Source organism: Bradyrhizobium diversitatis, from assembly GCF_016031635.1.
Taxonomy (GTDB): Bacteria; Pseudomonadota; Alphaproteobacteria; order Rhizobiales; family Xanthobacteraceae; genus Bradyrhizobium; species Bradyrhizobium diversitatis.
The window spans coordinates 38,288-62,523 of sequence record NZ_JACEGD010000029.1 but is presented as its reverse complement, the minus strand read 5'-3'; the positions used below and the strand labels follow the sequence as shown (position 1 = coordinate 62,523).

Sequence of the window (24,236 nt, the reverse complement as noted above, 5' to 3'; positions counted from 1 at the left end):
GTGACCCGTCAGGTGGAATGAAGTTGAGGGGAGGAGGTGCGCGAGGCGGCGAGCGCATGCTCGATCGAGGTCGCAATCGCACCAGCGGAAAGGCCGTGCTTCTTCAGGAGCGAGTCCTGCGAGCCGTAATTGTGCATGAAGCGGTCCGGCAGCGACAGCCGCAGCATCGCCGGCAGGCCCGAACCGAGCTTGTCGATCAGCGTCTCCGCGACCGCACTGCCGAGGCCCCCGGAAGGCACGTGCTCCTCCAGCGTGACCAAGAGCCTGGTGCCGCGGATCGCCTGCAGCAGGGCGGCGGTGTCGAGCGGTTTCACGGTATGCATGTGCAGGATGCCGGCGCGAATGCCTTGCGCGGCCAGCAGGTCGGCTGCGGCGAGGGCGCGCTGGAGCATGATGCCGGTGGTCACCAGGAGGACGTCGCCCTGCGGGCGCATCAGGATGGCCTTGCCGATCTCAAAGCCGTGCTCGGCCTTGGAAACGACGGCATCGCCGCCCTTGCCGAGCCGGATGTAGATCGGACCCTTCCAGTCGAGCGTCTGCTCCATCATGCGCGCCGCCTCGTCGGCGTCGCACGGGCAGATCACCGTCATGTTGGGCAGCGCGCGCATGATGGCGATGTCCTCGATCGCCTGGTGCGTGGGGCCGAGCGGCGCGTAGACGAGCCCGCCGCCATTGGCGATCAGCCGGACCGGCAGATTGTGCAGGCAGAGATCGACCGCCACCTGCTCGTAGCAGCGGCGGGTGAGGAAGGTCGCGATGGTGTTGACGTAGGGCACGAAGCCCTCCATCGCGAGACCGGCCGACATGCCGATGATGTGCGCTTCCGAAATGCCCTCGATCAGGTGGCGCTTGGGAAACTCCTTGCTCATCGCGCGCAGGGTGCCAGCGCCGGGATCGGAGCCGATGTAAAGCACCCGCTCGTCGCGCGCGGCGAGCTTGTGGACCATGTTCATCGCTGTGTTGCGCATGGGGAGCCGATCAAAAATCGCCGACGGCGACGCGGATGGCGTCGAGCTCGCTGTCGGTCAGCTTGTTCTTGTGATGCCAATCGGCGTTGGATTCCGCCGGCGGCAGACCCTTGCCCTTGACGGTATGGCAGATGATGGCGGTGGGTTTGCCCGGAACGGCCGGGACCTGCTTCAGGACGGTGCGCAGCGCGCCGACGTCGTGGCCGTTGAGCTCCTGCACGGCAAAGCCGAAGCTGCGCCATTTGTCCGCAAGCGGCTCCAGCGGCAGGACGTAGTCGGTGGGACCGTAGCTCTGGAGCTTGTTGTAGTCGATCATCGCGACCAGGTTGTCGAGCCCGTGCTTGGCCGCGCCCATCGCGGCTTCCCATACCGATCCCTCGTTGATCTCGCCGTCGCCGAGCAGCACGAAGGTCCGGTAGCTGCGCTCGCGCATGCGCCCTGCGAGCGCGAGGCCTACGCCGATCGACAGGCCGTGGCCAAGCGCGCCGGTCGAGGCCTCGACGCCCGGCACCATGCCGTATTCGGGATGTCCGCCCAGGATGCTGTCGGACCCGCAGAAGCCGTCCAGCTCCGACAGGGGAAAGAAGCCGCGATCGGCCAGCAGCGCATAGAGCGCCAGACAACCGTGTCCCTTGCTCAGGATCGCGCGGTCGCGATCGGGATCGCGCGGGTTCTTGGGATCGATCCGCAACACGTCGTCGTAGAGCACGCGGACCATCTCGATCAACGACAGAGCCGGACCGACATGTCCGCGTCCGGCAGAGCGGACAGAACCGAGGACCAGGCGGCGCAAATAAAGGCTGCGCTCGTCCAGCGTGCAGGTGAGGGCGGCTTCAGCGTGGGGTGAGATCTGGATCACGTTGGCAAATCGTTTGATGGAGCCGGCGGGCTTTGTCGAGCTGGCCGGCGAGGCGGACCGTCAGATCGCCACCTTGCGCAGCCAGGGCACGCCGGGAGCGGCTTTCCGGCAAATAGACATTCAGGACAATCAGGCACCAAATCGCCCCGAACACAGGATACAGTACGTCACGGCGGATCGCAAACGCGTCATCCCCAGCTTCGAAGGTGCGCGAGAGCCGTTCGATCAATCGGTTAGCGCCGGCAGCGGGCAGATCGCTGCCGGGATGGATCGCGGTGTCGGTCACGAGCTTGACCGGGTCGTCCCAGCCGAAATACTCGAAGTCGATGAAGCGCAATTTGCCGTCGTCGGTGCGCAGTGCGTTGTGCAGTCCGAAATCCGACGGGCTCAATGCACGATGGGTGGGCGCAAGGGCCGCTGCGGGATCCAGGCCCAGTTCCGCATAACGGCGACGGAGTTGCCGGATTGCGACGGCGGTGCTGGGAACCAGGCTGCCGTCCATGAACGCGCGCAGGTTCGGATGATCCTGCGATGCGCGCCGTAGTCCGTCCAGGCGCTGCTCGTATTGCGCGATGGCTTCCTCGGGCGAAAAGATGCTGGCTGACGCGCTTCGCAAATTCTGTGCGCCGTCCGCGCTGCGCAGCTGTTGCAGCCCGATCAGGAAATCGGCCAGCTGATCGGCATCATCGTCCTGGGGATGCAGAACTGCCGCATCACCGTCGAACCATTGATACAACGCGCAGAACGCAGCCGGATCTTTCGCGATCGGCCGCGGCGTCGACGTGATGCCGTGGCGCGACAGAAACGAGAGCGCGTCATATTCCTGTCCCAGGCGATCACGCCCGTCGGACGGATAGTGCTTGAGGGCAAGGGGCGGCCCCTCCGCCATCTCCAGCCGAAACACCCGGTTGTTGCCACCGGACCGCGCCGGTTGGGCGGCCGCGACCCGCGCGCCAGAGAGGCGGCCGCCGATCGAGACCGCATCCTGGACGCTCATGTCGGGCTCGCTCATCGCGCGAACACTCCGCGGTGGATGTCGGCCCAGGTCGCAATCGGCTCGCAATGAGCAGGATGGGGAGGCCGCGACTGCGTGAACAGGATCGATCGTGTCGTCTTCGGAAAATGCGGCTGCTCGAACACATCGACGAGATCGTCAATGAAGATATCGAGCTGCAGGCTCGCAACCCGCTCGACCTTGGCCGCCAGCGTGTCCTCGAAATAGATATTGCCCACGGCCAGCGCCGCGTCGGCGGCGTCGATGAGACCCGCCCCCTTCAACCAGCCGCGCGCGGCCTCGCGCAAGTCGACGCGGTCGGGATCCTGATGGCCGAACTGCGTCTTGTGGCTGACGATATAGACGCTCGCGCCGGCCGTGCGACACGTTGCTAGGAACTCGCGGACTCCAGGATAGATCCCGGCGCCGCCAATTCCCTTGCCATAGACGAAGCCTTGCAGCCCCTGCCAGGCAAGCTCGCCGCCTTCGCGGGATCGCAGATAATCCCGCACCTCGGTCTTCAGCCCGTCCCAGCCCTCCGGCACTAGCCCACGCTGCCGCGCGACGGCGGCAAAGACCTTGTCGTAGCAGATGATCGTGTTGTCGAAGTCGATGCCGATCCGCACGCCGCTCACTTCAGGCTGATGTTCTGCATCATCTTGATGTTGAAATACCTGGGGTCGTTGAGCGAGTTCGGCAGGCGGCCCGCCTTGAAGGCGTCGACGAGACCGGACACGGCCTGCTCGATCGTGTGCGTCGGCGCGAAGCCGAGCTCGCGTCGGATCTTCTCCGATGAGACGTGGTAGGAGCGCAGATCGTCGGTCGGCTCGACGGCGACGTCGACGTTGTCTCCCACCACCGATTTGACGATGTCGGCGATCTTGATCAGCGAGTGGTTCTCGTAGCCGATGTTGTAGGTCTTGCCGTCGATCTTCGCGTCATCCTGCTGGAGCAGGAACAGATAGGCCGCGGACATGTCCTCGATGTGCAGGTTGGGCCGTTTCTGCGTTCCGCCGAACACGCGGATGCGGCCCGTGTTGACCGCGAGATTGGTGAGGATATTGACGACGACGTCGAGTCGCTGCCGCGGTGCGTAGCCGCAGACGGTGGCGGGACGAACCGTACAGGTGACGAAGCCGGATGCGGCTTCGTCGGCAAGATCGGTCTCGCACATCGCCTTGAACTTGGAGTAGTCGGTGAGCGGCTCGCAGGACAGTTCCTCGGTCACCTCGGCCTCGTCCTTGATGCCGTAGACGCTCGACGAGGAGGCGTAGATGAAGCGCTTGATGCCGGCCTTCTTCGCGGCGCGCACCATCGGACGGAAGCAGTCGTAGTTGATGGACTTGCCGAGCCCCGGATCCAGCTCGAACGAGGGGTCGTTGGAGATGCAGGCGAGGTGGATCACCGCATTGTTGCCGCGCAGGGCCTCGTTGATCGCGGCCTCATCGCGGATGTCGCCCTTGATCAGGCGCAAATTGGGATTGTCGCGAACGGCGTTGAAGACGTCGTCGCCGTACATGAAGAGGTCGAGCACCGTGACCTTGTGGCCCGCCGCCAGCAACTGGGGAACCAGCACGCTGCCGACATAGCCGGCGCCACCGGTGACCATCACATTCCATTTCTGACCAATCACTGTCGTTCTCCAGATTCCCGTTCGCGTCACTTCAATAACGCGGTGACAAATTTGACCAGCGGCGCCTTTTCGACCGAGCTGCGGTGGCCGACGATGCCCACCTTGATCGCGCCCGCCGCGTTGCCGATGAAGGCGACGTCTTCGATGTTGCCGCCGGCTGCCACCAGCGGCGCCGTAATCGTCAGGAAGGCATCGCCGGCACCGACGGTATCCACGACGGTCTTGGTGAAGGCGGGCACGCGGGCGACGCCGGTCTTCGACGAGAAGGGGTAGCAGCCGAAGGAGCCGTGCGTGATGATCATGTTGTCGCAATCGATCTTGCGGTGCAGGCGGTCCTGGATCACCGACGCGATGTCGCTGAACTTGTCGGTGGCCGCCAGGCGCGCTTCCGGCGCGTCGATGCAGACGTAGTCGGCGCGCGGATATTTCGTGATTAGATTGTAGCCGTGGTTTCCGCTGTTGCTCTGGGCGTTGACCGCAAGGAACTTGGAGTTCGCGATCAGCGTGTCGATCGTGCTGGGTGCGATCATGCCGTGGCCGAAATCGGTGACGATGACCACGTCGGCGCCGCGCACGCGCTCGGCGGTGACGCGGTCGATCTCCTTGCGCTCGGCCTCGTCGAGCGGCGTGTCGTCCATGGTGTAGACTTCGAACAGCTTGTGCAGGTAGCCCATCTCGACGTACCGCAATTTGCGGGTGGTCGGGCGGCCCTGAATGCGGATCGGGGTGAGCGTGACATTCGGGCGGACATGCGCGCGGATGAACTCTTCGGGGTAGTCCTTGCCACCCAGCGTCGTGACGATCTCCACCGACTTGCAGAAGCTCGCCACGTGATTGGCCGCGGCAATGACACCGCCGGCAAATTGTTCGCCGTTCTTGAACAGAGTGGCGACAATGTTCTCCTTTGAGGCCTTTCCGAGCGCCGTGACGTACTGGTATTCGTCGATGATGGTATCGCCGACCAGAACGACGTGCATGTCCTGGATCTTGTCGATCAGCTTCAGCAGGCGCTCGGCGCCACCGCCTTCGCGCACCTTCTGGAGGTAATCGCGCAGAGGGGGATCGTAGATGTCGAAGTAGCGGTTCATCAGCGACGACGAGCTGAAGGTCACGTCGCGGGTGAAGACGATGCGGCCGCCATGGCGTTCGACGGCCTCCCGCTCGACCGCGATCTTGCCGGTGACGTCATCCTCCGGATTCTCGTAGTCGGAGCCCTTCACGTAGATGTCTGGGCGCACGGTATCGAGGATCGGCTCGGCGCTCGATGTCCGGTTGATGCCGACCCAGTCGACAGTGCCGAGCGCGGCCAGCATCTCGGCGCGCATGTTCTCCGGAAAGATCGGCCGTCCCGGGCCCTTGTTGACGAAGCGGTCCGCCGTGACGGTCACGATGACCACATCGGCCTCGTTGCGTGCCGCCAGGATGTGCCGGACGTGGCCGAGATGCACGAGATCGAACACGCCATGGCAGAGCGCAACGGTCCGGCCCTCGGCCTGCGCGGCCCGCGCGATCTCGCCCAGTTCCTCGACCGTCTTGATCTTCTGGTGCGGTGCCGGATGAACGGTCAGCTTGTCCGTCGGAATATTACCCATGAGAATTATCCAAAGCGCGGGTCGGTCTGGCCGGCCCGGAAATGATCGGTTGGCGGCACGAATGTCGGGGTCGAACGAGTCTGCTCAACGGCCCGCCTTCTGCACAGTGCCGGACGCCGCATCGCCGTCGTCGCCGAGATATTTGAACCAGTCCTTGGTGGCATCGGCGATCTTGTCCACCGTCCACAGGGGCGCGTCCCTGTACTGGTCCATCGACTTCAGCATCGTCGCGACGCCGTCCTCGAACTTCACCTTCGGCATCCATTTCAGGACCCGTTTGATCTTGGTGATGTCGGCGTAGGTGCAATCGGGCTCGCCGGGACGCTTGGGAATATGGACTTTGTCGCCGCCGAGAAGCTCGACCAGCCGGTTGACGCTGTAGGTGTTGTCCGAACCGACGTTGAATATCTCATGGGAGACATCGGAGCGCGCCGCGGTCACGAAGGCATCGGCGACATCGCTGACGAAGGTGAAGTCGCGGGTCTGCTCGCCATCGCCGACCACGGTGAAGGGCTTGCCCGCGAGCTTCTGCGCCATGAACACGCCGAACACGGCACCGTAGGTGCCCGTGGTGCGATGGCGGGGCCCGTACACGTTGAACAGGCGTAGCGCCACGGCAGGCAGCTTGTAGACCTGGCACCAGTGCATGACGCACTGCTCGCCGAGATTCTTTGTGAGGGCGTAGGGATACATCGGCCGGATCTCGGCACTCTCCGGCGTCGGATAGACGTCGGGGATACCATAGCAGGACGATGACGCCGCATAGACGAAGCGGCTGATGCCCGCGTGCCGCGCAGCCTCAAGAACGTTGACCGTGCCGTCGACGTTGGCGCGGTGATACGGGATCGGGGACTCGATCGAGGGAACGATGTCAGCCAGTGCCGCGAGATGGAAGACCCAATCGACACCGTGGAAATACGGTTTGATCGCGTCGAGGTCGGTGACGTCCGCCCGTACGACCTTCAACTGGCTCGAGCTGGCGCGCGCGGCCAAATTTTCGGCGCGTCCGATAACGAAATTATCGAGCGCGATGACCTCATGGCCATCGTCGAGCAGGCGATCGACGAGGTGGCTGCCAATGAAACCGGCGCCGCCAGTAACGATGCATTTCATGGGGAACATCCGTGACGCGAATGCCCAGCGAAACAGGCTCGCCAATGTTGAGTGAAACCCGAAAGCCGACTACCAGCCGCTCGCAAACTTTGCAAGTATTATACCTTTGCAATCCTTGGTAATAGCCGGTATCACCCGGACATGTTGCAATCGAGCCGCCAGCCCATGCCCGCCGAGTCCGTCGATCCCGACCACAAGGCCTTTCTCGACGACTACGTGGGCCGCCTGCATCGCGCGACGGCGATCGACGACGGTATTTTTGCCAGGATCTCCGCCACGCGCGCGTCCTGGTTGCGCACGCGAGAGCAGGGCGGTCGCGTCATCTTCATCGGCAATGGCGGCTCAGCCGGCATCGCCTCGCATCTGGCGATCGATCTGGCGAAGAATGCGTCGGTGCCTGCACTCTGCTTCAGCGATGCGAGCATGATGTCGTGCCTTGCCAACGACTACGGCTTCGAGGACTGGATCGCGCACGCAGTACGCCTGAATGCCCGCGCCGGCGATTGCCTCGTCGCGATCAGCTCGTCCGGACGTTCGAAGAACATCCTCAATGCGGTTGCGCAGGCGCGCACGATGAAGCTCGGCGTGATCACGCTGTCGGGCATGAATGCGGACAATCCGCTGCGCAGCCTCGGCGACGTCAATTTCTGGGTCGACAGCCGCAGCTACAACATTGTCGAGACCACGCACCAGTTCTGGATGATGGCCGCGATCGACCTCGTCATCGGTCGTGCGGAATATCCGGCGTCCTGAGGCGGGCATCCGATGCAGTCGCGATTCAAGCATGCGGCCCTGTTTTCGGTGAAGCTGCTGCTGTCGGTCGCGGTGCTGGTCTATATCGCGCGCGGCCTCGACCTGCGCCAATTGCGAACTCATCTCATCTCGGTCGATCCTGTCCTGTTCGTCGTCGCGTTTGCGCTGATCTTCTTCCAGACCTTCGTGCTCAACGGCCGGTGGGAGCTGATCATGCGCGCGCTCGGCGTGCCGCTGAACTGGCTCGCGGGCTGGCGGATCCTCATGATCAGCCTCTGGTTCAATCAGGTGTTGCCGTCGTCGGTCGGCGGGGACGCGGTGCGGATGTGGCTGCTCCGCCAACGTGGCGTGCAGTGGTCAGCGGCGGTCAAGGGCGTTGCGGCAGACCGCTTCACGGCGTTGATCGGGCTGATCGTGCTGATGGTGGCCGGATTGCCGTTTCTGCTGTCACGGGTGTCCAATGCGGCAGCGATCCTGGCCATCGGCGGACTTACGCTGGCGGGCGTCGCCGGCACCGTGGTCCTGCTGACGCTCGACCGTTTGCCGAAACGCCTTATTGCGCTCCCCGCAATCGCAAGCTTCGTCCGGTTCGGAACGCTCGTCAGGTTTCTTCTGTTGCAATCCGAGCGCCGCGGTTTGCTGTTCGGATCCGCGCTCCTCATCCATCTCGTGACGGCGGCGGCCTGCTACACCCTGGCGCGCGGTGTCGGAGCGCAGCTATCGATCCTCGACGCCGGCATCCTGATTCCGCCGGTCGTGCTGTTAACAGCCGTTCCGATCTCGATCAGCGGCTGGGGCGTTCGCGAAGGGGCGATGGTCGCCTGCCTCGGTCTTGCGGGTGTGCCGTCCGAGGAAGCGCTGTCGGTTTCACTCCTGCTAGGTGCCATCAGCGTGATTGTTGGCCTCGTCGGCGGCGTAATCTGGCTGGCGAGTCCGGAGCGTGGGTCGTATTCCGCTGACAAGGCCGCAAGGGCGGCGGAGGAAGCGCCCGGTTTCGCGCTGGGGCAGGGCACGGAAGTCTCGAGCCACTCATGATCTGCGCAAGCCCATTGCCGATCTGGTCTTCACAGGATGGGATTATCTCATTCGCTCGCGTATCTCATATCTCGGTTCCACGATGAAAAACCTGTTCTACGTCCGCCAAACTTGCCGCCTCTGCCATTCGGACAAGCAGGAGCTGGTCGTTCCGATGGCAGGCATGCCCATCGGCACGCCGAACTTCCAGGTGCCGGACGCCAGCGTCGACGATCCCGTCTTCAGGGCCGCGGTACCGATGGCGCTGCATCTGTGCCGGGACTGCGGCCACCTCCAGATTCTCCATGTCGGCAATCCAGAGATCCAGTACCGCAACTACGTCTATACCACCTCGCTCTCGCTCGGCTTGCGGGAGCATTTCGCAGGCTATGCCAACGACGTCGTCAGCCGCTTCGGGATCGCGCCGGGCTCGCTCGTCGTCGAGCTCGGCAGCAATGACGGATCGTTGCTCGGCTTCTTTAGGGAGCGCGGCATGCGGGTGCTGGGTGTCGATCCCGCCGTCGACATCGCGCGGCGTGCGACGGAAGCCGGGATCGAGACCATCGGCGATTTTTTCACGGACGCGATCGGGCACCGCATCCTGCAAAGCCATGGTGCGGCGAGCGTCGTGATCGCCAACAACATGATCGCCAATGTCGACAATCTCGATCCGCTCGTGATCGGGGTTCGCGACGTGCTTGCACCGGACGGATTGTTCGTCTTCGAGACGCAGTACGGCGTCGATGTCACCGAGAAGAACCTGCTCGACACCGTCTATCACGAGCATCTGTCCTATTTTAACATCAAGCCGTTGACGCGCTTCTTCGCGCGGCTCGGCATGGAAGTGATCGACGTTCAGCACATCTGGACCAAGGGCGGCTCGATCCGCGTGACTGTCCAGCGCGCCGGCGGTGCGAAGAAGCCGTCAGCGGAGGTCGCGAGGTTCATCGCCGAGGAGGACCGGCTCGGCGTCGATCAGCCGGCCTATTATGTGCCCTATGTGAAGAGGATCGCGGCCATCCGCGACGAGCTGGTCGCGATGGCCGATGCCGCTCATGCACGGGGGCAGCTGGTCGCCGGCTACGGTGTGTCGGTCGGCACCACGACGCTGCTCCCGCAGTTCTGCCTGGAGAACAAGATCGACTTCCTGGTGGACGACGACCCCAAGAAGGGGAACGTGATGGCAGGCCCGGGTTACGACATTCCGATTCTGCCCCCGGCGGCCCTTTATGAGCGCAAGCCAGCGTTTGTCGTGGTCTTCGCTTGGCGCTATGTCGACCCGATCCGGGCCAAGCACGCCCGCTATTTTGCCGAGGGTGGAAAATTCGTGGTGCCGCTCCCGGGTGTCTCCATGGTCGACCGGGCCGACTGATCCGGGCGGCGGGTTGGTCAGGGAGGTTCCGGGGCTGATCTCGTCCCCGCTGGGACGGGAGATAAGTCCTTGATCCTCCTTGGGGTGTGCATGGGTCGCCTGAGGACGCCGGCTTCTCGCCGCGAAGCCCCGTATCTTGACCTTTGGCCCCATCCGCAGTATTTACCCGGCACTCGCAGCCGGCCCGTTAGACGCGGATTTCCGGCGCGGCTTTGAAATCCCCGAACAATCGAGCCCGGTTTCCGGCTCATCCTTCGAGACAGAGGGCTGGGCCAACGGCGGCTGTTCGGATCCCCGAAATTCATTCGCGTCTGTCGACGGACGTTGGACATCAAAACGATGGCAGTCAGCCCGTTCAAGTTCTTGCAGGAAGTGCGTTCGGAGACCGCCAAGGTCACTTGGCCGACCCGTCGTGAGACCACGATCACCACCATCATGGTGTTCGTCATGGTCGCCGTCGCCTCGATCTTCTTCTTCGCCGCCGACCAGATCATCCGCTACCTCATCACCTTCCTCCTGGGCATTCACTGATGGCAACGGCAACCGCTCAATTGTCCGACAAGCGCTGGTACATCGTTCACGCCTATTCGAACTTCGAGAAGAAGGTCGCCGAATCGATCCGCGAGCAGGCCAAACAGCGCGGCCTCGAGGATCTGTTCGAGCTGGTGCTGGTTCCGACCGAGAAGGTCACGGAAGTGCGCCGCGGCCGCAAGATCGACGCCGAGCGCAAGTTCTTCCCGGGCTATGTGCTGGTGAAGATGAAGCTGACCGACGAGGCGTTTCATCTGATCAAGAACACGCCCAAGGTGACGGGCTTCCTCGGCGCGGAAAACAAGCCGATGCCGATCTCGGAGGCCGAGGCCATGCGCATCCTGCACCAGGTGCAGGAGGGTGTGGAACGGCCGAAGGCGTCGGTGTCGTTCGAGATCGGCGAGAATGTGCGCGTGGCCGATGGCCCGTTCGCCTCGTTCTCGGGTGTGGTCGAGGAAATCGACGAGGCGCGCTCGCGCGTGAAGGTCGCCGTGTCGATCTTCGGCCGCGCCACGCCGGTCGAGCTGGAATTCGGTCAGGTCGAGAAGGTCTGATCGGGGCGCGCGTGAAGCCGAAACGCTTTGCGCAAAGAGAGGCCGTGGGAGGACGAGGGCGGTTGCCAGCCGCACATCGATCCCGACCACGAACCTGAAACCGCCGGCGACATGCCGGCACAACAGGAGTGATACATGGCAAAGAAAGTGACCGGATACCTGAAGCTTCAGGTCCCGGCCGGCGCGGCGAATCCTTCGCCCCCGATCGGTCCCGCGCTTGGTCAGCGCGGTCTCAACATCATGGAGTTCTGCAAGGCATTCAACGCCCAGACCCAGAAGGAAGAGAAGAACACCCCGATTCCCGTCGTGATCACGATCTACGCCGATCGTTCGTTCACGTTCGAGATGAAGACCCCCCCGATGTCCTTCTTCCTCAAGCAGGCTGCCAAGATCCAGTCCGGCTCGAAGGCGCCGGGCCGCGACAAGGCCGGCAAGGTGACCAAGGCGCAGGTGCGCGAGATCGCCGAGAAGAAGATGAAGGACTTGAATTGCGACACCATCGAATCGGCCATGAAGATGGTCGAGGGCTCTGCCCGTTCGATGGGTCTGGAAGTTGCGGGGTAAGCGGTCATGGCAATCGGAAAGCGTTTGAACAAAGCCCGCGAAGGCATTGATCGCGAAAAGCTTTACCCGCTCGCGGACGCCATCAAGATGGTCAAGGAACGCGCGAAGGCGAAGTTCGACGAGACCATCGAGGTCGCGATCAATCTCGGTGTCGATCCGCGTCACGCCGACCAGATGGTCCGCGGCGTCGTGACCCTGCCGAACGGTACCGGCCGTACGCTCCGCGTCGGCGTGTTCGCCCGTGGCGCCAAGGCCGACGAAGCCAAGGCGGCCGGTGCTGACGTCGTCGGCGCCGAGGACCTGGTCGAGAAGGTGCAGAACGGCTCGATCGATTTCGACCGCTGCATCGCCACCCCCGACATGATGCCGCTGGTCGGCCGTCTCGGTAAGGTGCTCGGCCCGCGCGGCCTGATGCCGAACCCGAAGATCGGCACCGTGACCATGGACGTCACCGGCGCGGTGAAGGGTGCCAAGGGCGGCTCGGTCGAGTTCCGCGTCGAGAAGGCCGGCATCCTGCAGGCCGGCGTCGGCAAGGCCTCGTTCTCCGAGGAGAAGCTGGTCGAGAACATCAAGGCCCTGGCTGATGCCGTCTCCAAGGCGAAGCCGGCTGGTTCCAAGGGTACCTACATCCAGCGCGTTGCGGTGTCCTCGACCATGGGCCCGGGCGTGAAGGTCGAGCCGGGCACCATTCTCGGCTAAGGTTTGGAAATTGCATGAGGCGAGGGGCGGAATTGGGCAACCGATTCCGCCCCTCGTCGTTTGTGGCGGCGCTCTCCGGAAGCAAGAACAATGGCTGACAAGGTCCTGATCTACTCGCGCTTTCCCAAAACCATGATGGCGCGTTTCGCCGAGCGGTTCGAACTGCTCGACACCGCTGGCAAGCCCGCGCACGAGGTTTTTCCGGCGGACGAGCTCAGGGGTATCCGCGCGATGCTGACCGCGGGCGGGACCCTGCTCGGCGCGGAGGCGATGGACCTGTTTCCAAAGCTCGGCGCCATCATCTGCTACGGCACCGGTTATGACGGCGTCGATCTGAAGGCAGCCGCCGCGCGCAATATCGCCGTCGGCCACAGCCCGGGCGCCAATGCCGCTTCGGTCGCCGATATCGCAATGACCCTGATGCTCGCGGCGACACGGCGCCTTCTGGTCGCCGACCAATATGTCCGCAGTGGCGACTGGGCGGCGTCAAAACAGTCGCCAATGATGCGGCCTCAGGCCGGCATGCCCGGCCGCCGCATCGGCGTCTACGGCATGGGCGAGATCGGCCGCAAGATCGCCGTGCGCTGCGCGGCTTTCGAGAGCGAGGTCGGCTATTTCAGCCGCACCCGATACGATCTGCCGTATCGATATTTCTCGTCGCTGGAGGCGCTGGCCGACTGGTGCAGCGTGTTGATGATCGCGGTCCGGGCAGGGGCCGAGACCCAGCATGTCGTCAATGCCGATATCCTTCGGCGACTCGGCGCGGACGGCTATGTCGTCAATATTTCCCGCGGCTCCGTCATCGACGAGAAAGCCCTGGTCGCCGCGCTCGCCGACAAGACCATCGCCGGCGCCGGCCTCGATGTCTTTGAGCAGGAACCGCACGCCCCCGATGCGCTGACGGCGCTGCGGAACGTGGTCTTCGCCCCGCATATCGGCGGCCACACCCTGGAATCGCACGTTGCCATGCAGAATTGCGTCTTGGCCAACCTGACCGCGTTCTTCGAGGGTAGACCGCTCCCTTACGCGGTCAAATCGTCCTGAATCGGGCCTTGTCAGCCGAGATCAAGCCTGGCCGGCAATCGATTGGAACTGGTGTGAATTTTGCTCTTGGCAAGCAGGCCCGGAGCGGTTAAAGAACCGCCTCCGAACGTACCGGCCTCGGCTGGCGCGTTCGTGCACGCATTCCGAAAAACCGGCATGACAGGAGATCATTCCTTTTCAGGACGTCCGCAAGGATTTGCCCGGAAAAGGAAGGAAAACCCGTCGGTTGGCTGGGGTGCGGGCAGAGGTCGGACGGTTCGCCGGCTGGCCTCGTCCTGTCCAAGACTGCAGGCGCCTGCGGGAAATTTCGATTTCTCAATGGCTTAATCGCATGGCCTGCATAGACGGGTGAAGACCGGATTTCACTTCGCGCCCAGCCTTAACGGTAGGGTTAGCGAAACGGGTCTGGTTCGGACCTCGACACGCCGTGGGCCTCCAAGGGGGCTCCCGGAGGGCAGGCTTTGAATTGTCGTCTTGCCCGGCGTGTCCGATGGGTTTTTTGGCCCGGAGGTTCAGGTTCGGGCGGGACGATGGGTGAAACCCGGCGGTCCCGCTTCTCGCGATGACCGCCAACCGGAGAGAGCTTGCTGTGGAACGAGCGGCAAAAAAAGAGGCGGTCGAACAGCTCAACGAGGTCTTCAAGACCACGAGCGTCGCGATCGTTGCTCAATATTCCGGCCTCACCGTCGCCCAAATGCAGAAGCTGCGCCAGCAGATGAAGCAGGCGGGTGCGTCGGTGAAGGTCTCGAAGAACCGTCTCGCCAAAATTGCTCTTGAAGGCACTGACGTCGTAGCCATCGGCCCCATGCTGAAGGGGCCGACCGTGATCGCAACTTCCAACGATCCGGTAGCGGCGCCAAAGGTCGCCATCGAATTTGCCAAGGCGAACGAAAAGTTCGTCATCGTTGGCGGGTCGATGGGCAAGACCGTCCTGAATGTCGACGGCGTGAAGGCGCTTGCCTCGCTGCCGTCGCTTGACGAACTGCGCGGCAAGATCGTCGGCCTGCTTGTGGCCCCGGCGACCAAGCTGGCCCAGCTCGCCAACGCGCCCGCGGGCAAGCTCGCGCGCGTCATCCAGGCTCATGCCTCAAAGGGCGAAGCGGCCTGACGCCCTTCGCAAAACTCAAACCCGAACCAGACTTACACTCAAGGAAACTGAACAATGGCTGACTTGCAGAAGATCGTTGACGACCTCTCGAGCCTCACCGTGCTCGAAGCTGCCGAACTGGCGAAGCTCCTCGAAGAGAAGTGGGGCGTTTCGGCCGCCGCGGCTGTCGCTGTGGCTGGCCCGGCTGCTGGTGGCGCCGCTGCCGCTCCGGCGGAAGAGAAGACCGAGTTCACGGTCGTTCTCGCCAGCGCCGGCGACAAGAAGATCGAGGTCATCAAGGAAGTCCGCGCCATCACCGGTCTCGGCCTGAAGGAAGCGAAGGACCTCGTCGAGGGCGCGCCGAAGCCTGTCAAGGAAGGCGTGAACAAGGACGAAGCCGACAAGATCAAGGCCCAGCTCGAGAAGGCTGGCGCCAAGGTTGAGCTGAAGTAACGCAAGTTGCTTCGGCGAAATCCCGGGCTCGCGAAGCGAGACCCGGGATCTCGTCCCAAGATCGTGGATGGCCGGGTCAAGCCCGGCCATGACGATCGGAAGGACCGGCGCCAGATGCAAAAGGCGTGCGACGGAACGTCCCGACGCAGGCCGAACACGAAAAAGTGTGGGGATTTGAGGGTTTACCTCTCGAATCTGCACTATTGTCGCCCCATATCGGGTCGGCAGCACGAAAGCGCGGTGGGCGGGGATGCCGGATTTCCCTGTAAGCCGTTGGGAGAGCAGGCTATTTCGGGCTTTTGCAGTCCGTGAAGACGATCGTTGTGACGGGCGGGTGCGCTCTTGCGCCCCGCGCGTCGTTTTGCGTTTTGAAGGTCTGAAGAACAGATTCAGGACATTCAAGCCTGAAGCTGCGTCTCTGGCCCCCAAGGCGGGTTCGAAAATTCAACCCGGAGAGCGGTGGCAGCCGCGTTCCGGACGGCGCGCCCAGAGCGGGCGACGAAAATGAGAGGCCACGATGGCGCAGCAGACATTCACCGGTCGCAAACGTGTTCGCAAGTTCTTCGGACACATCAAGGAAGTCGCCGAGATGCCGAACCTCATCGAGGTTCAGAAGGCGTCCTATGACCAGTTCCTGATGGTCGACGAGCCCACGGGCGGCCGTCTCGACGAGGGTCTGCAGGCGGTGTTCCGCTCGGTGTTTCCGATCTCCGACTTTTCGGGCACCTCGATGCTGGAATTCGTCCGCTACGAGTTCGAGCAGCCCAAATACGACGTCGACGAGTGCCGCCAGCGCGGCATGACCTTCGCTGCGCCCCTCAAGGTGACGCTGCGCCTCATCGTGTTCGATATCGACGAGGAAACCGGCGCGAAGTCGGTGAAGGACATCAAGGAGCAGGACGTCTACATGGGCGACATCCCGCTCATGACGATGAACGGCACCTTCATCGTCAACGGCACCGAGCGCGTCATCGTCTCGCAGATGCACCGGTCGCCCGGCGTGTTCTTCGACCACGACAAGGGCAAGACCCATTCCTCGGGCAAGCTGCTGTTCGCTGCCCGCGTCATTCCGTATCGCGGCTCCTGGCTCGACATCGAGTTCGACGCCAAGGACATCGTCTATGCGCGTATCGACCGTCGCCGCAAGATTCCGGTGACGTCGCTGATGTTCGCCCTCGGCCTCGACGGCGAGGCGATCCTGTCCACGTTCTACAAGAAGATTCTCTACAAGCGGACCAAGGAAGGCTGGCGCGTTCCGTTCGACGCCAACCGTTTCCGCGGCTACTCGACCGTCAACGACCTGATCGACGCCGATACCGGCAAGGTCGTGCTCGAGGCCGGCAAGAAGCTCACCGTCCGCGCCGCCCGCCAGCTCCAGGAGAAGGGGCTGAAGGCGCTGCGCATGGCCGACGAGGAGCTGGTCGGCAACTACGTCGCCGAGGATCTCGTCAACCCGAAGACCGGTGAGATCCACGCCGAGGCCGGTGAGGAAATCACCGACAAGCTGATGAAGGCGCTCAACGAGCAGGGCTACAAGGAGCTGCCGCTGCTCGACATCGACCACGTCAATGTCGGCCCCTACATCCGTAATACGCTGTCGGCCGACAAGAACATGACGCGTGAGGATGCGCTGTTCGACATCTACCGCGTGATGCGTCCGGGCGAGCCGCCGACGCTGGAATCGGCGCAGGCCATGTTCCAGTCGCTGTTCTTCGACGCCGAACGCTACGACCTCTCCGCGGTCGGTCGCGTCAAGATGAACATGCGCCTCGACCTCGATGCGCCCGACACCCAGCGCACGCTGCGCAAGGAGGACATCCTCTCCGTCATCAAGACGCTGGTGGATCTGCGCGACGGCAAGGGCGAGATCGACGACATCGACCATCTCGGCAACCGCCGTGTGCGCTCGGTCGGCGAGCTCATGGAGAACCAGTATCGCATCGGCCTCCTGCGCATGGAGCGCGCGATCAAGGAGCGCATGTCCTCGGTCGATATCGACACGGTCATGCCGCAGGACCTGATCAACGCCAAGCCGGCGGCCGCCGCCGTGCGCGAGTTCTTCGGCTCCTCGCAGCTCTCGCAGTTCATGGACCAGACCAACCCGCTGTCGGAGATCACCCACAAGCGCCGCCTGTCGGCGCTCGGACCGGGCGGTCTGACCCGCGAGCGCGCCGGCTTCGAGGTGCGCGACGTGCATCCGACGCATTACGGCCGCATCTGCCCGATCGAGACGCCGGAAGGTCCGAACATCGGCCTGATCAACTCGCTCGCGACCTTCGCGCGCGTGAACAAGTACGGCTTCGTCGAGACGCCGTACCGCAAGGTCAAGGATGGCCGCGTCACCGACGAGGTGGTGTACCTGTCGGCGATGGAAGAAGGGCGCTATTCGGTGGCCCAGGCCAACGTGCCGGTCGACGCCAAGGGCCGCTTCACCGAAGACCTCGTGGTCTGCCGCTCGAGCGGGACCCGCGACGTCGTGCCGATGACGCCCGACAAGGTCGACTACATGGACGTGTCGCCGAAGCAGCTCGTTTCGGTCGCCGCGGCGCTGATCCCGTTCCTCGAGAACGACGACGCCAACCGCGCGCTGATGGGCTCGAACATGCAGCGCCAGGCGGTGCCGCTGGTTCGCGCCGAGGCGCCGTTCGTCGGCACCGGCATGGAGGGCGTGGTTGCCCGTGACTCGGGCGCCGCGATCGCGGCGCGCCGTTCGGGCGTGATCGACCAGATCGACGCCACCCGCGTCGTCATCCGCGCGACGGAAGATCTCGATCCGACCAAGTCGGGCGTCGATATCTACCGTCTCATGAAGTACCAGCGCTCGAACCAGTCGACCTGCATCAACCAGCGTCCGCTGGTGAAGGTCGGCGACATCGTCAAGAAGGGCGACATCATCGCTGACGGTCCGTCGACCGATCTCGGCGAACTCGCGCTCGGCCGCAACGTGCTGGTCGCGTTCATGCCCTGGAACGGCTACAACTTCGAAGACTCGATCCTGCTGTCGGAGCGGATCGTGAAGGAAGACGTCTTCACCTCGATCCACATCGAGGAATTCGAGGTGATGGCCCGCGACACCAAGCTCGGACCTGAGGAAATCACCCGCGACATTCCGAACGTCTCGGAGGAAGCGCTGAAGAACCTCGACGAAGCCGGTATCGTCTACATCGGCGCGGAAGTGCGGGCCGGTGACATTCTGGTCGGCAAGATCACGCCGAAGGGCGAAAGCCCGATGACGCCGGAAGAGAAGCTCCTGCGCGCCATCTTCGGCGAGAAGGCCTCCGACGTCCGCGACACCTCGCTGCGCGTCCCCCCGGGCGTGCAGGGCACGATCGTCGAAGTGCGCGTGTTCAACCGTCACGGCGTCGACAAGGACGAGCGTGCGCTGGCGATCGAGCGGGAAGAGATCGAGCGCCTGGCCAAGGACCGCGACGATGAGCAGGCGATCCTGGACCGCAACGTCTACAACCGTCTTGCCGAGCTCCTCGAGGGGCGGCAGGGCATTGCGGGTCCGAAGGGCTTCAAGAAGGACACCAAGATCACCCGTGCGGTGCTCGAGGAGTACCCGAAGTCGCAGTGGTGGCTCTTCGCTTCGCCCAACGACAAGCTGATGGCCGAAATCGAGGCCATGCGGAAGCAGTACGACGAGTCCAAGAAGGGGCTGGAACAGCGCTTCCTCGACAAGGTCGAGAAGCTTCAGCGCGGCGACGAATTGCCGCCCGGCGTGATGAAGATGGTCAAGGTCTTCGTCGCGGTGAAGCGCAAGATCCAGCCCGGCGACAAGATGGCCGGCCGCCACGGCAACAAGGGCGTGGTGTCGAAGATCGTGCCGATCGAGGACATGCCGTTCCTCGAAGACGGCACGCATGCCGACATCGTGCTCAATCCGCTCGGCGTGCCTTCGCGCATGAACGTCGGACAGATCCTCGAGACCCATCTCGGCTGGGCCTGTGCCGGTCTCGGCAAGCGTATCGGCCAGACGGTCGATGCGTACCTGTCGAAGCAGGACATCAAGCCGCTGAAGGAAACCTTGAAGAAGGTCTACGGCGAGGACGAGACGATCAAGTCGCTCAACGACAACGAGCTGCTTGAACTCGGCCATAACCTCAGCCGCGGCGTGCCGATCGCGACGCCGGTGTTCGACGGTGCCAAGGAGACCGACATCGAGGAGATGCTGAAGCTTGCCGGTCTCGACGCGTCGGGTCAGTCGACCGTCTATGACGGCCGCACCGGCGATCCGTTCGATCGCAAGGTGACGGTGGGCTACATCTACATGCTCAAGCTGCACCATCTGGTCGACGACAAGATCCATGCGCGTTCGATCGGTCCGTACTCGCTCGTCACCCAGCAGCCGCTGGGCGGCAAGGCGCAGTTCGGCGGCCAGCGCTTCGGCGAAATGGAGGTGTGGGCGCTCGAGGCTTACGGCGCGGCGTACACGCTCCAGGAGATGCTGACGGTGAAGTCGGACGACGTCGCCGGCCGTACCAAGGTGTACGAGGCGATCGTGCGCGGCGACGACACGTTCGAGGCCGGTATTCCGGAATCGTTCAACGTGCTGGTCAAGGAAATGCGCTCGCTCGGCCTCAACGTCGACCTGCACAACTCCAAGATGGGACCGGCGCCGACGTCGGAAGCGGCCGAGTAATTCGACCTTTCATGCCCGGCCTTCGCGGCCGGGCATCGGCGCCCTTCCCGAGGCCTTGAGGGCAGGGCGCCTCGTTGAATGATTTTCGAATTTGCGGCCGGAGGCGACCGGCACGCGAGGAGAAGACGATGAACCAAGAAATTATGAATCTCTTCAATCCGACGACGCCGGCTCAGGTCTTCGACCAGATCCGGATCTCGATCGCGTCCCCAGAGAAGATTCTGTCCTGGTCCTACGGCGAGATCAAGAAGCCGGAGACCATCAACTACCGCACCTTCAAGCCCGAGCGCGACGGCCTGTTCTGCGCCCGCATCTTCGGGCCGATCAAGGACTACGAGTGCTTGTGCGGCAAGTACAAGCGCATGAAGTACAAGGGCATCATCTGCGAGAAGTGCTCGGTCGAGGTCACGCTTTCGCGCGTCCGGCGCGAGCGCATGGGCCATATCGAGCTCGCAGCTCCCGTCGCCCACATCTGGTTCCTGAAGTCGCTGCCCTCGCGCATCGGCCTCCTGCTCGACATGACGCTGAAGGATCTCGAGCGGATCCTCTACTTCGAATATTACGTCGTGCTGGAGCCGGGCCTCACCGCGCTCAAGGACCGTCAGCTGCTGTCGGAAGACGAGTATCTGAAGGCGCAGGACGAGTACGGCCAGGATTCCTTCACCGCCATGATCGGCGCCGAAGCGATCCGCGAGCTGCTCAAGGGCATGGATCTCGAGAAGCTCGAGGCGTCCCTGCGTGTCGAGATGCAGGAGACCGACTCCGACATCAAGCACAAGAAGCTCGCCAAGCGCCTGAAGATCGTGGAAGCGTTCCGCCACTCCGGCAACAAGCCGGAATGGATGATCATGACCGTGGTGCCGGTGATCCCGCCGGACCTGCGTCCGCTGGTGCCGCTCGACGGCGGCCGCTTCGCGACCTCGGACCTCAACGACCTCTACCGCCGCGTCATCAACCGCAACAATCGCTTGAAGCGGCTGATGGAGCTGCGCGCGCCCGACATCATCATCCGCAACGAGAAGCGCATGCTTCAGGAAGCGGTCGACGCGCTGTTCGACAACGGCCGCCGCGGCCGCGTCATCACGGGCGCCAACAAGCGCCCGCTGAAGTCGCTCGCCGACATGCTCAAGGGCAAGCAGGGTCGCTTCCGTCAGAACCTGCTCGGCAAGCGCGTCGACTATTCGGGTCGTTCGGTGATCGTGGTCGGTCCCGAGCTGCGCCTGCACCAGTGCGGCCTGCCGAAGAAGATGGCGCTCGAGCTGTTCAAGCCGTTCATCTACTCGCGGCTTGACGCCAAGGGCCTGTCCACGACCGTGAAGCAGGCCAAGAAGCTGGTCGAGAAGGAGCGTCCCGAGGTCTGGGACATCCTGGACGAGGTGATCCGCGAGCATCCGGTGCTGCTCAACCGCGCGCCGACGCTGCATCGCCTCGGCATCCAGGCGTTCGAGCCCGTGCTGATCGAGGGCAAGGCGATCCAGCTCCACCCGCTGGTCTGCTCCGCGTTCAACGCCGACTTCGACGGCGACCAGATGGCCGTGCACGTTCCGCTGTCGCTCGAAGCGCAGCTGGAAGCGCGCGTCCTGATGATGTCGACCAACAACATCCTGCATCCGGCGAACGGCCAGCCGATCATCGTGCCGTCGCAGGACATCGTGCTCGGTCTGTACTACGTCTCGATCATGCGCGAAGGCCTGCCCGGCGAGGGCAAGGTGTTCGGCGACATGGCCGAGCTCGAGCACGCGCTGCACGCGAAGGTCATCCACCTCCACACCAAGATCAAGTACCGGTGGGAAGGCATGGACGAGACCGGCAAGGTCTCCAGGCGCTGGATCGAGACCACCGCGGGCCGCGTCATGCTCGGCAATTTGCTGCCGAAGAACCCGCGGATCTCGTACGAGATCATCAACAAGCTGATGACCAAGCGTGAGATCTCCGGCGTCATCGACCAGGTCTACCGTCACTGCGGACAGAAGGAGACGGTGATCTTCTGCGACCGCATCATGGCGCTCGGCTTCTACAACGCGTTCAAGGCCGGCATCTCCTTCGGCAAGGACGACATGGTCGTGCCGCACGGGAAGTGGAAGATCGTCGACACCACCCGTACGCTGGCGAAGGATTTCGAGCAGCAGTACAACGACGGTCTGATCACGCATGGCGAGAAGTACAACAAGGTCGTCGACGCCTGGTCGAAGGCCACGGAAGAAATCGCCAAGGCGATGATGAAGGAGATTTCCGCCACCAAGAAGACGGCGAGCGGAGCCGACGCCGACATCAACTCGATCTACATGATGGCCCACTCCGGTGCCCGCGGTTCGCCGGCCCAGATGCGCCAGCTCGCCGGCATGCGCGGCCTGATGGCCAAGCCGTCAGGCGAGATCATCGAGACGCCGATCATCTCGAACTTCAAGGAAGGCCTCTCGGTGCTCGAGTACTTCAACTCGACCCACGGCGCCCGCAAGGGCCTCGCGGACACCGCGTTGAAGACCGCGAACTCCGGCTACCTGACGCGTCGTCTCGTCGACGTGGCGCAGGACTGCATCATCACGCAGAGCGACTGCGGCACCAAGCTCGGCATCAAAATGCGCGCCATCGTCGATGCCGGCACCGTGGTCGCTTCGCTCGGCTCGCGCATCCTCGGACGCACGGCCTGCGAAGACGTGCGTGACAGCTCGGGCAAGGTGATCATCAAGCGCGATACGCTGATGGAAGAGAGCCATCTGGAGGCCATTCAGCAGGGTGGCGTGCAGGAGGTGAAGATCCGCTCGGCGCTGACCTGCGAGCTTGTCAACGGCATCTGCGGCAAGTGCTACGGCCGCGACCTCGCCCGTGGCACGCCGGTCAACCACGGCGAAGCGGTCGGCGTCATCGCGGCGCAGTCGATCGGCGAGCCGGGCACCCAGCTCACCATGCGCACCTTCCACATCGGTGGTGCGGCGCAGCTCAACGAGCAGTCGTTCGTCGAAGCCAATTTCGACGGCAAGATCGTGATCCGGAACAAGGCCATCGCCCGCAACAGCGAAGGTCACCTGATCGCGATGGTGCGCAACATGGTTGTCGCGATCGTCGATGCCGACGGCACCGAGCGTGCGACGCACCGTATCCAGTACGGTTCGCGCCTGCACGTCGACGAAGGCGACATGGTCAAGCGCGGCCAGCGCATCGTCGAGTGGGATCCCTACACCCGTCCGCTGCTCACCGAAGTCGAAGGAACCATCGGCTTCGAGGATCTGGTCGAGGGGCAGTCGATCTCGGAAACGCTCGACGAAGCCACCGGTATCGCCAAGCGCGTGGTCATCGACTGGCGCTCGACGCGCGGCGGCGCGGACCTGCGTCCGGCCATCGTGGTGAAGGGCAAGGACGGCAAGGTGCTCAAACTCGCCCGTGGCGGCGATGCCCGCTACATGCTGTCGGTCGATGCCATTCTGTCGGTCGACATCGGAGCCAAGGTACAGCCGGGCGACATCCTCGCCCGTGTCTCGACCGAAAGCGCCAAGACGCGTGACATCACCGGCGGTCTGCCGCGGGTGGCGGAACTGTTCGAGGCTCGGCGTCCGAAGGATGCGGCGATCATCGCCGAAATCGCGGGCACCATCCGGTTCGGGCGCGACTACAAGAACAAGCGTCGCATCTCGATCGAGCCGATGGACAAGACCGACGAGCCGCGCGAGTACCTGATCCCGAAGGGCAAGCACATCCACCTTCAGGACGGCGACGTCGTCGAAAAGGGCGACTTCATCGTGGAGGGCAATCCGGCACCGCACGACATCCTTGCGGTGAAGGGCATCGAGGAACTCGCGGCCTATCTGGTCAACGAGATCCAGGAGGTCTACCGGCTGCAGGGCGTGCTCATCAACGACAAGCACATCGAGGTGATTGTCCGTCAGATGCTCCAGAAGGTGGAAATCACCGATCAGGGCGATACGGACATGATCTCCGGCGAGCAGGTCGACAAGATCGAGTTCGACGCGCTGAACGAGAAGGCCAAGGAAGAGGGCAAGAAGCCCGCCACGGGAACGCCGGTTCTGCTCGGCATCACCAAGGCGAGCCTCCAGACCCGATCCTTCTTCTCGGCGGCATCGTTCCAGGAGACCACACGCGTCCTCACCGAGGCGGCGGTCAACGGCAAGATCGATCCGCTCGAAGGCCTCAAGGAGAACGTCATCGTCGGCCGGCTGATCCCGGCGGGCACCGGCGCCTCCATGGCCAAGATCCGCGAAGTCGCCATGAAGCGCGACAAGCTGATCCTGGACGAGCGCGAGAAGCAGGCGGCCGTCGTGTCGCCGGCACCGGAAGCCGAGCTTCCGGCGCTGCCGCCTGCGGAATGATGGTTCATCCGTAGGAATACCGAGGACAATGAAAAGGCC

19 protein-coding genes are annotated in these 24,236 nt (G+C 63.5%); 12 read left to right on the top strand and 7 right to left on the bottom strand.

All coding sequences use genetic code 11. The features are described from left to right. Nucleotides 1-8: 8 nt before the first annotated feature. The 7 genes from H1B27_RS28165 to H1B27_RS28135 all read right to left on the bottom strand — a co-directional run bounded on the left by H1B27_RS28165 (nucleotide 9) and on the right by H1B27_RS28135 (nucleotide 7,159). Entirely contained in the window at nucleotides 9-968 is a 960-nt protein-coding gene (locus H1B27_RS28165) for a transketolase family protein (RefSeq protein ID WP_061876898.1), read from the bottom strand. 10 nt (nucleotides 969-978) lie between these two features. Beyond that, the gene (locus H1B27_RS28160; RefSeq protein WP_082821902.1) at nucleotides 979-1,827 is read right to left on the bottom strand and encodes a transketolase; all 849 of its coding nucleotides are present in this window, start codon (nucleotides 1,825-1,827) and stop codon (nucleotides 979-981) included. Beyond that, nucleotides 1,802-2,839: a phosphotransferase gene (locus tag H1B27_RS28155; RefSeq protein WP_197968323.1), complete on the bottom strand. Its 1,038-nt coding sequence runs from the start codon at nucleotides 2,837-2,839 to the stop codon at nucleotides 1,802-1,804. The genes H1B27_RS28160 and H1B27_RS28155 overlap by 26 nt, the downstream gene beginning before the upstream one ends. Further along, the gene (locus tag H1B27_RS28150; RefSeq protein ID WP_246515755.1) at nucleotides 2,836-3,447 is read right to left on the bottom strand and encodes an HAD family hydrolase; all 612 of its coding nucleotides are present in this window, start codon (nucleotides 3,445-3,447) and stop codon (nucleotides 2,836-2,838) included. The genes H1B27_RS28155 and H1B27_RS28150 overlap by 4 nt, the downstream gene beginning before the upstream one ends. A 5-nt stretch (nucleotides 3,448-3,452) precedes the next feature. Beyond that, complete coding sequence (locus H1B27_RS28145; protein WP_197968321.1) at nucleotides 3,453-4,454, bottom strand: NAD-dependent epimerase/dehydratase family protein; 1,002 nt, start codon at nucleotides 4,452-4,454, stop codon at nucleotides 3,453-3,455. A 26-nt stretch (nucleotides 4,455-4,480) separates the two neighbouring features. Further along, entirely contained in the window at nucleotides 4,481-6,046 is a 1,566-nt protein-coding gene (locus tag H1B27_RS28140) for a PfkB family carbohydrate kinase (RefSeq protein ID WP_197968320.1), read from the bottom strand. Nucleotides 6,047-6,130: 84 nt separating this feature from the next. Next, a complete protein-coding gene (locus tag H1B27_RS28135) occupies nucleotides 6,131-7,159 on the bottom strand; it encodes an SDR family oxidoreductase (RefSeq protein ID WP_061877030.1) in 1,029 nt (342 codons plus the stop codon). Nucleotides 7,160-7,324: 165 nt separating this feature from the next. On the opposite strand from H1B27_RS28135, the gene H1B27_RS28130 reads away from it, so the two are divergent. The 12 genes from H1B27_RS28130 to rpoC all read left to right on the top strand — a co-directional run bounded on the left by H1B27_RS28130 (nucleotide 7,325) and on the right by rpoC (nucleotide 24,197). After that, nucleotides 7,325-7,912 carry an SIS domain-containing protein gene (locus H1B27_RS28130; protein WP_246515753.1) on the top strand — a complete coding sequence of 196 codons (588 nt, stop codon included), beginning with the start codon at nucleotides 7,325-7,327 and terminating at the stop codon, nucleotides 7,910-7,912. A 12-nt stretch (nucleotides 7,913-7,924) separates the two neighbouring features. Continuing rightward, nucleotides 7,925-8,947, top strand: coding sequence for a lysylphosphatidylglycerol synthase transmembrane domain-containing protein (locus tag H1B27_RS28125; RefSeq protein WP_197968318.1), 1,023 nt, complete (start codon nucleotides 7,925-7,927; stop codon nucleotides 8,945-8,947). A gap of 82 nt (nucleotides 8,948-9,029) precedes the next feature. Then, entirely contained in the window at nucleotides 9,030-10,298 is a 1,269-nt protein-coding gene (locus H1B27_RS28120; protein ID WP_197968317.1) for a class I SAM-dependent methyltransferase, read from the top strand. A 339-nt stretch (nucleotides 10,299-10,637) separates the two neighbouring features. After that, nucleotides 10,638-10,829 carry a preprotein translocase subunit SecE gene (gene secE, locus H1B27_RS28115; protein ID WP_007611620.1) on the top strand — a complete coding sequence of 64 codons (192 nt, stop codon included), beginning with the start codon at nucleotides 10,638-10,640 and terminating at the stop codon, nucleotides 10,827-10,829. Beyond that, complete coding sequence (nusG, locus tag H1B27_RS28110; RefSeq protein WP_028177956.1) at nucleotides 10,829-11,383, top strand: transcription termination/antitermination protein NusG; 555 nt, start codon at nucleotides 10,829-10,831, stop codon at nucleotides 11,381-11,383. Before secE ends, nusG begins: the two co-directional genes overlap by 1 nt. 135 nt (nucleotides 11,384-11,518) lie before the next feature. After that, complete coding sequence (gene rplK, locus H1B27_RS28105; protein ID WP_008136439.1) at nucleotides 11,519-11,947, top strand: 50S ribosomal protein L11; 429 nt, start codon at nucleotides 11,519-11,521, stop codon at nucleotides 11,945-11,947. Nucleotides 11,948-11,953: 6 nt separating this feature from the next. Continuing rightward, entirely contained in the window at nucleotides 11,954-12,646 is a 693-nt protein-coding gene (gene rplA, locus H1B27_RS28100; RefSeq protein WP_018647230.1) for a 50S ribosomal protein L1, read from the top strand. A 90-nt stretch (nucleotides 12,647-12,736) separates the two neighbouring features. Further along, nucleotides 12,737-13,690: a 2-hydroxyacid dehydrogenase gene (locus H1B27_RS28095; protein WP_061876890.1), complete on the top strand. Its 954-nt coding sequence runs from the start codon at nucleotides 12,737-12,739 to the stop codon at nucleotides 13,688-13,690. 589 nt (nucleotides 13,691-14,279) lie between these two features. Then, nucleotides 14,280-14,798, top strand: a complete 519-nt coding sequence (gene rplJ / locus H1B27_RS28090) for a 50S ribosomal protein L10 (RefSeq protein ID WP_061876889.1) — start codon at nucleotides 14,280-14,282, stop codon at nucleotides 14,796-14,798. 54 nt (nucleotides 14,799-14,852) lie between these two features. Then, nucleotides 14,853-15,230, top strand: coding sequence for a 50S ribosomal protein L7/L12 (rplL, locus tag H1B27_RS28085; RefSeq protein WP_061876888.1), 378 nt, complete (start codon nucleotides 14,853-14,855; stop codon nucleotides 15,228-15,230). 517 nt (nucleotides 15,231-15,747) lie between these two features. After that, on the top strand, nucleotides 15,748-19,872 hold the full coding sequence (gene rpoB, locus H1B27_RS28080; protein WP_061876887.1) for a DNA-directed RNA polymerase subunit beta: 4,125 nt from the start codon (nucleotides 15,748-15,750) through the stop codon (nucleotides 19,870-19,872). 128 nt (nucleotides 19,873-20,000) lie between these two features. Then, complete coding sequence (rpoC, locus tag H1B27_RS28075; protein WP_061876886.1) at nucleotides 20,001-24,197, top strand: DNA-directed RNA polymerase subunit beta'; 4,197 nt, start codon at nucleotides 20,001-20,003, stop codon at nucleotides 24,195-24,197. Nucleotides 24,198-24,236: the final 39 nt, after the last annotated feature.

What these genes read in the sequence shown, in the direction of transcription:
- H1B27_RS28095 (WP_061876890.1), top strand. Translation starts at nt 12,737, where the DNA reads ATGGCTGACAAGGTCCTGATCTACTCGCGCTTTCCCAAAACCATGATG.
- H1B27_RS28155 (WP_197968323.1), bottom strand. Translation starts at nt 2,839, where the DNA reads ATGAGCGAGCCCGACATGAGCGTCCAGGATGCGGTCTCGATCGGCGGC.
- H1B27_RS28135 (WP_061877030.1), bottom strand. Translation starts at nt 7,159, where the DNA reads ATGAAATGCATCGTTACTGGCGGCGCCGGTTTCATTGGCAGCCACCTC.
- H1B27_RS28140 (WP_197968320.1), bottom strand. Translation starts at nt 6,046, where the DNA reads ATGGGTAATATTCCGACGGACAAGCTGACCGTTCATCCGGCACCGCAC.
- H1B27_RS28165 (WP_061876898.1), bottom strand. Translation starts at nt 968, where the DNA reads ATGCGCAACACAGCGATGAACATGGTCCACAAGCTCGCCGCGCGCGAC.
- rplL (WP_061876888.1), top strand. Translation starts at nt 14,853, where the DNA reads ATGGCTGACTTGCAGAAGATCGTTGACGACCTCTCGAGCCTCACCGTG.
- nusG (WP_028177956.1), top strand. Translation starts at nt 10,829, where the DNA reads ATGGCAACGGCAACCGCTCAATTGTCCGACAAGCGCTGGTACATCGTT.
- H1B27_RS28130 (WP_246515753.1), top strand. Translation starts at nt 7,325, where the DNA reads ATGCCCGCCGAGTCCGTCGATCCCGACCACAAGGCCTTTCTCGACGAC.
- rpoB (WP_061876887.1), top strand. Translation starts at nt 15,748, where the DNA reads ATGGCGCAGCAGACATTCACCGGTCGCAAACGTGTTCGCAAGTTCTTC.
- rpoC (WP_061876886.1), top strand. Translation starts at nt 20,001, where the DNA reads ATGAACCAAGAAATTATGAATCTCTTCAATCCGACGACGCCGGCTCAG.
- H1B27_RS28125 (WP_197968318.1), top strand. Translation starts at nt 7,925, where the DNA reads ATGCAGTCGCGATTCAAGCATGCGGCCCTGTTTTCGGTGAAGCTGCTG.
- rplA (WP_018647230.1), top strand. Translation starts at nt 11,954, where the DNA reads ATGGCAATCGGAAAGCGTTTGAACAAAGCCCGCGAAGGCATTGATCGC.
- H1B27_RS28120 (WP_197968317.1), top strand. Translation starts at nt 9,030, where the DNA reads ATGAAAAACCTGTTCTACGTCCGCCAAACTTGCCGCCTCTGCCATTCG.
- rplK (WP_008136439.1), top strand. Translation starts at nt 11,519, where the DNA reads ATGGCAAAGAAAGTGACCGGATACCTGAAGCTTCAGGTCCCGGCCGGC.
- secE (WP_007611620.1), top strand. Translation starts at nt 10,638, where the DNA reads ATGGCAGTCAGCCCGTTCAAGTTCTTGCAGGAAGTGCGTTCGGAGACC.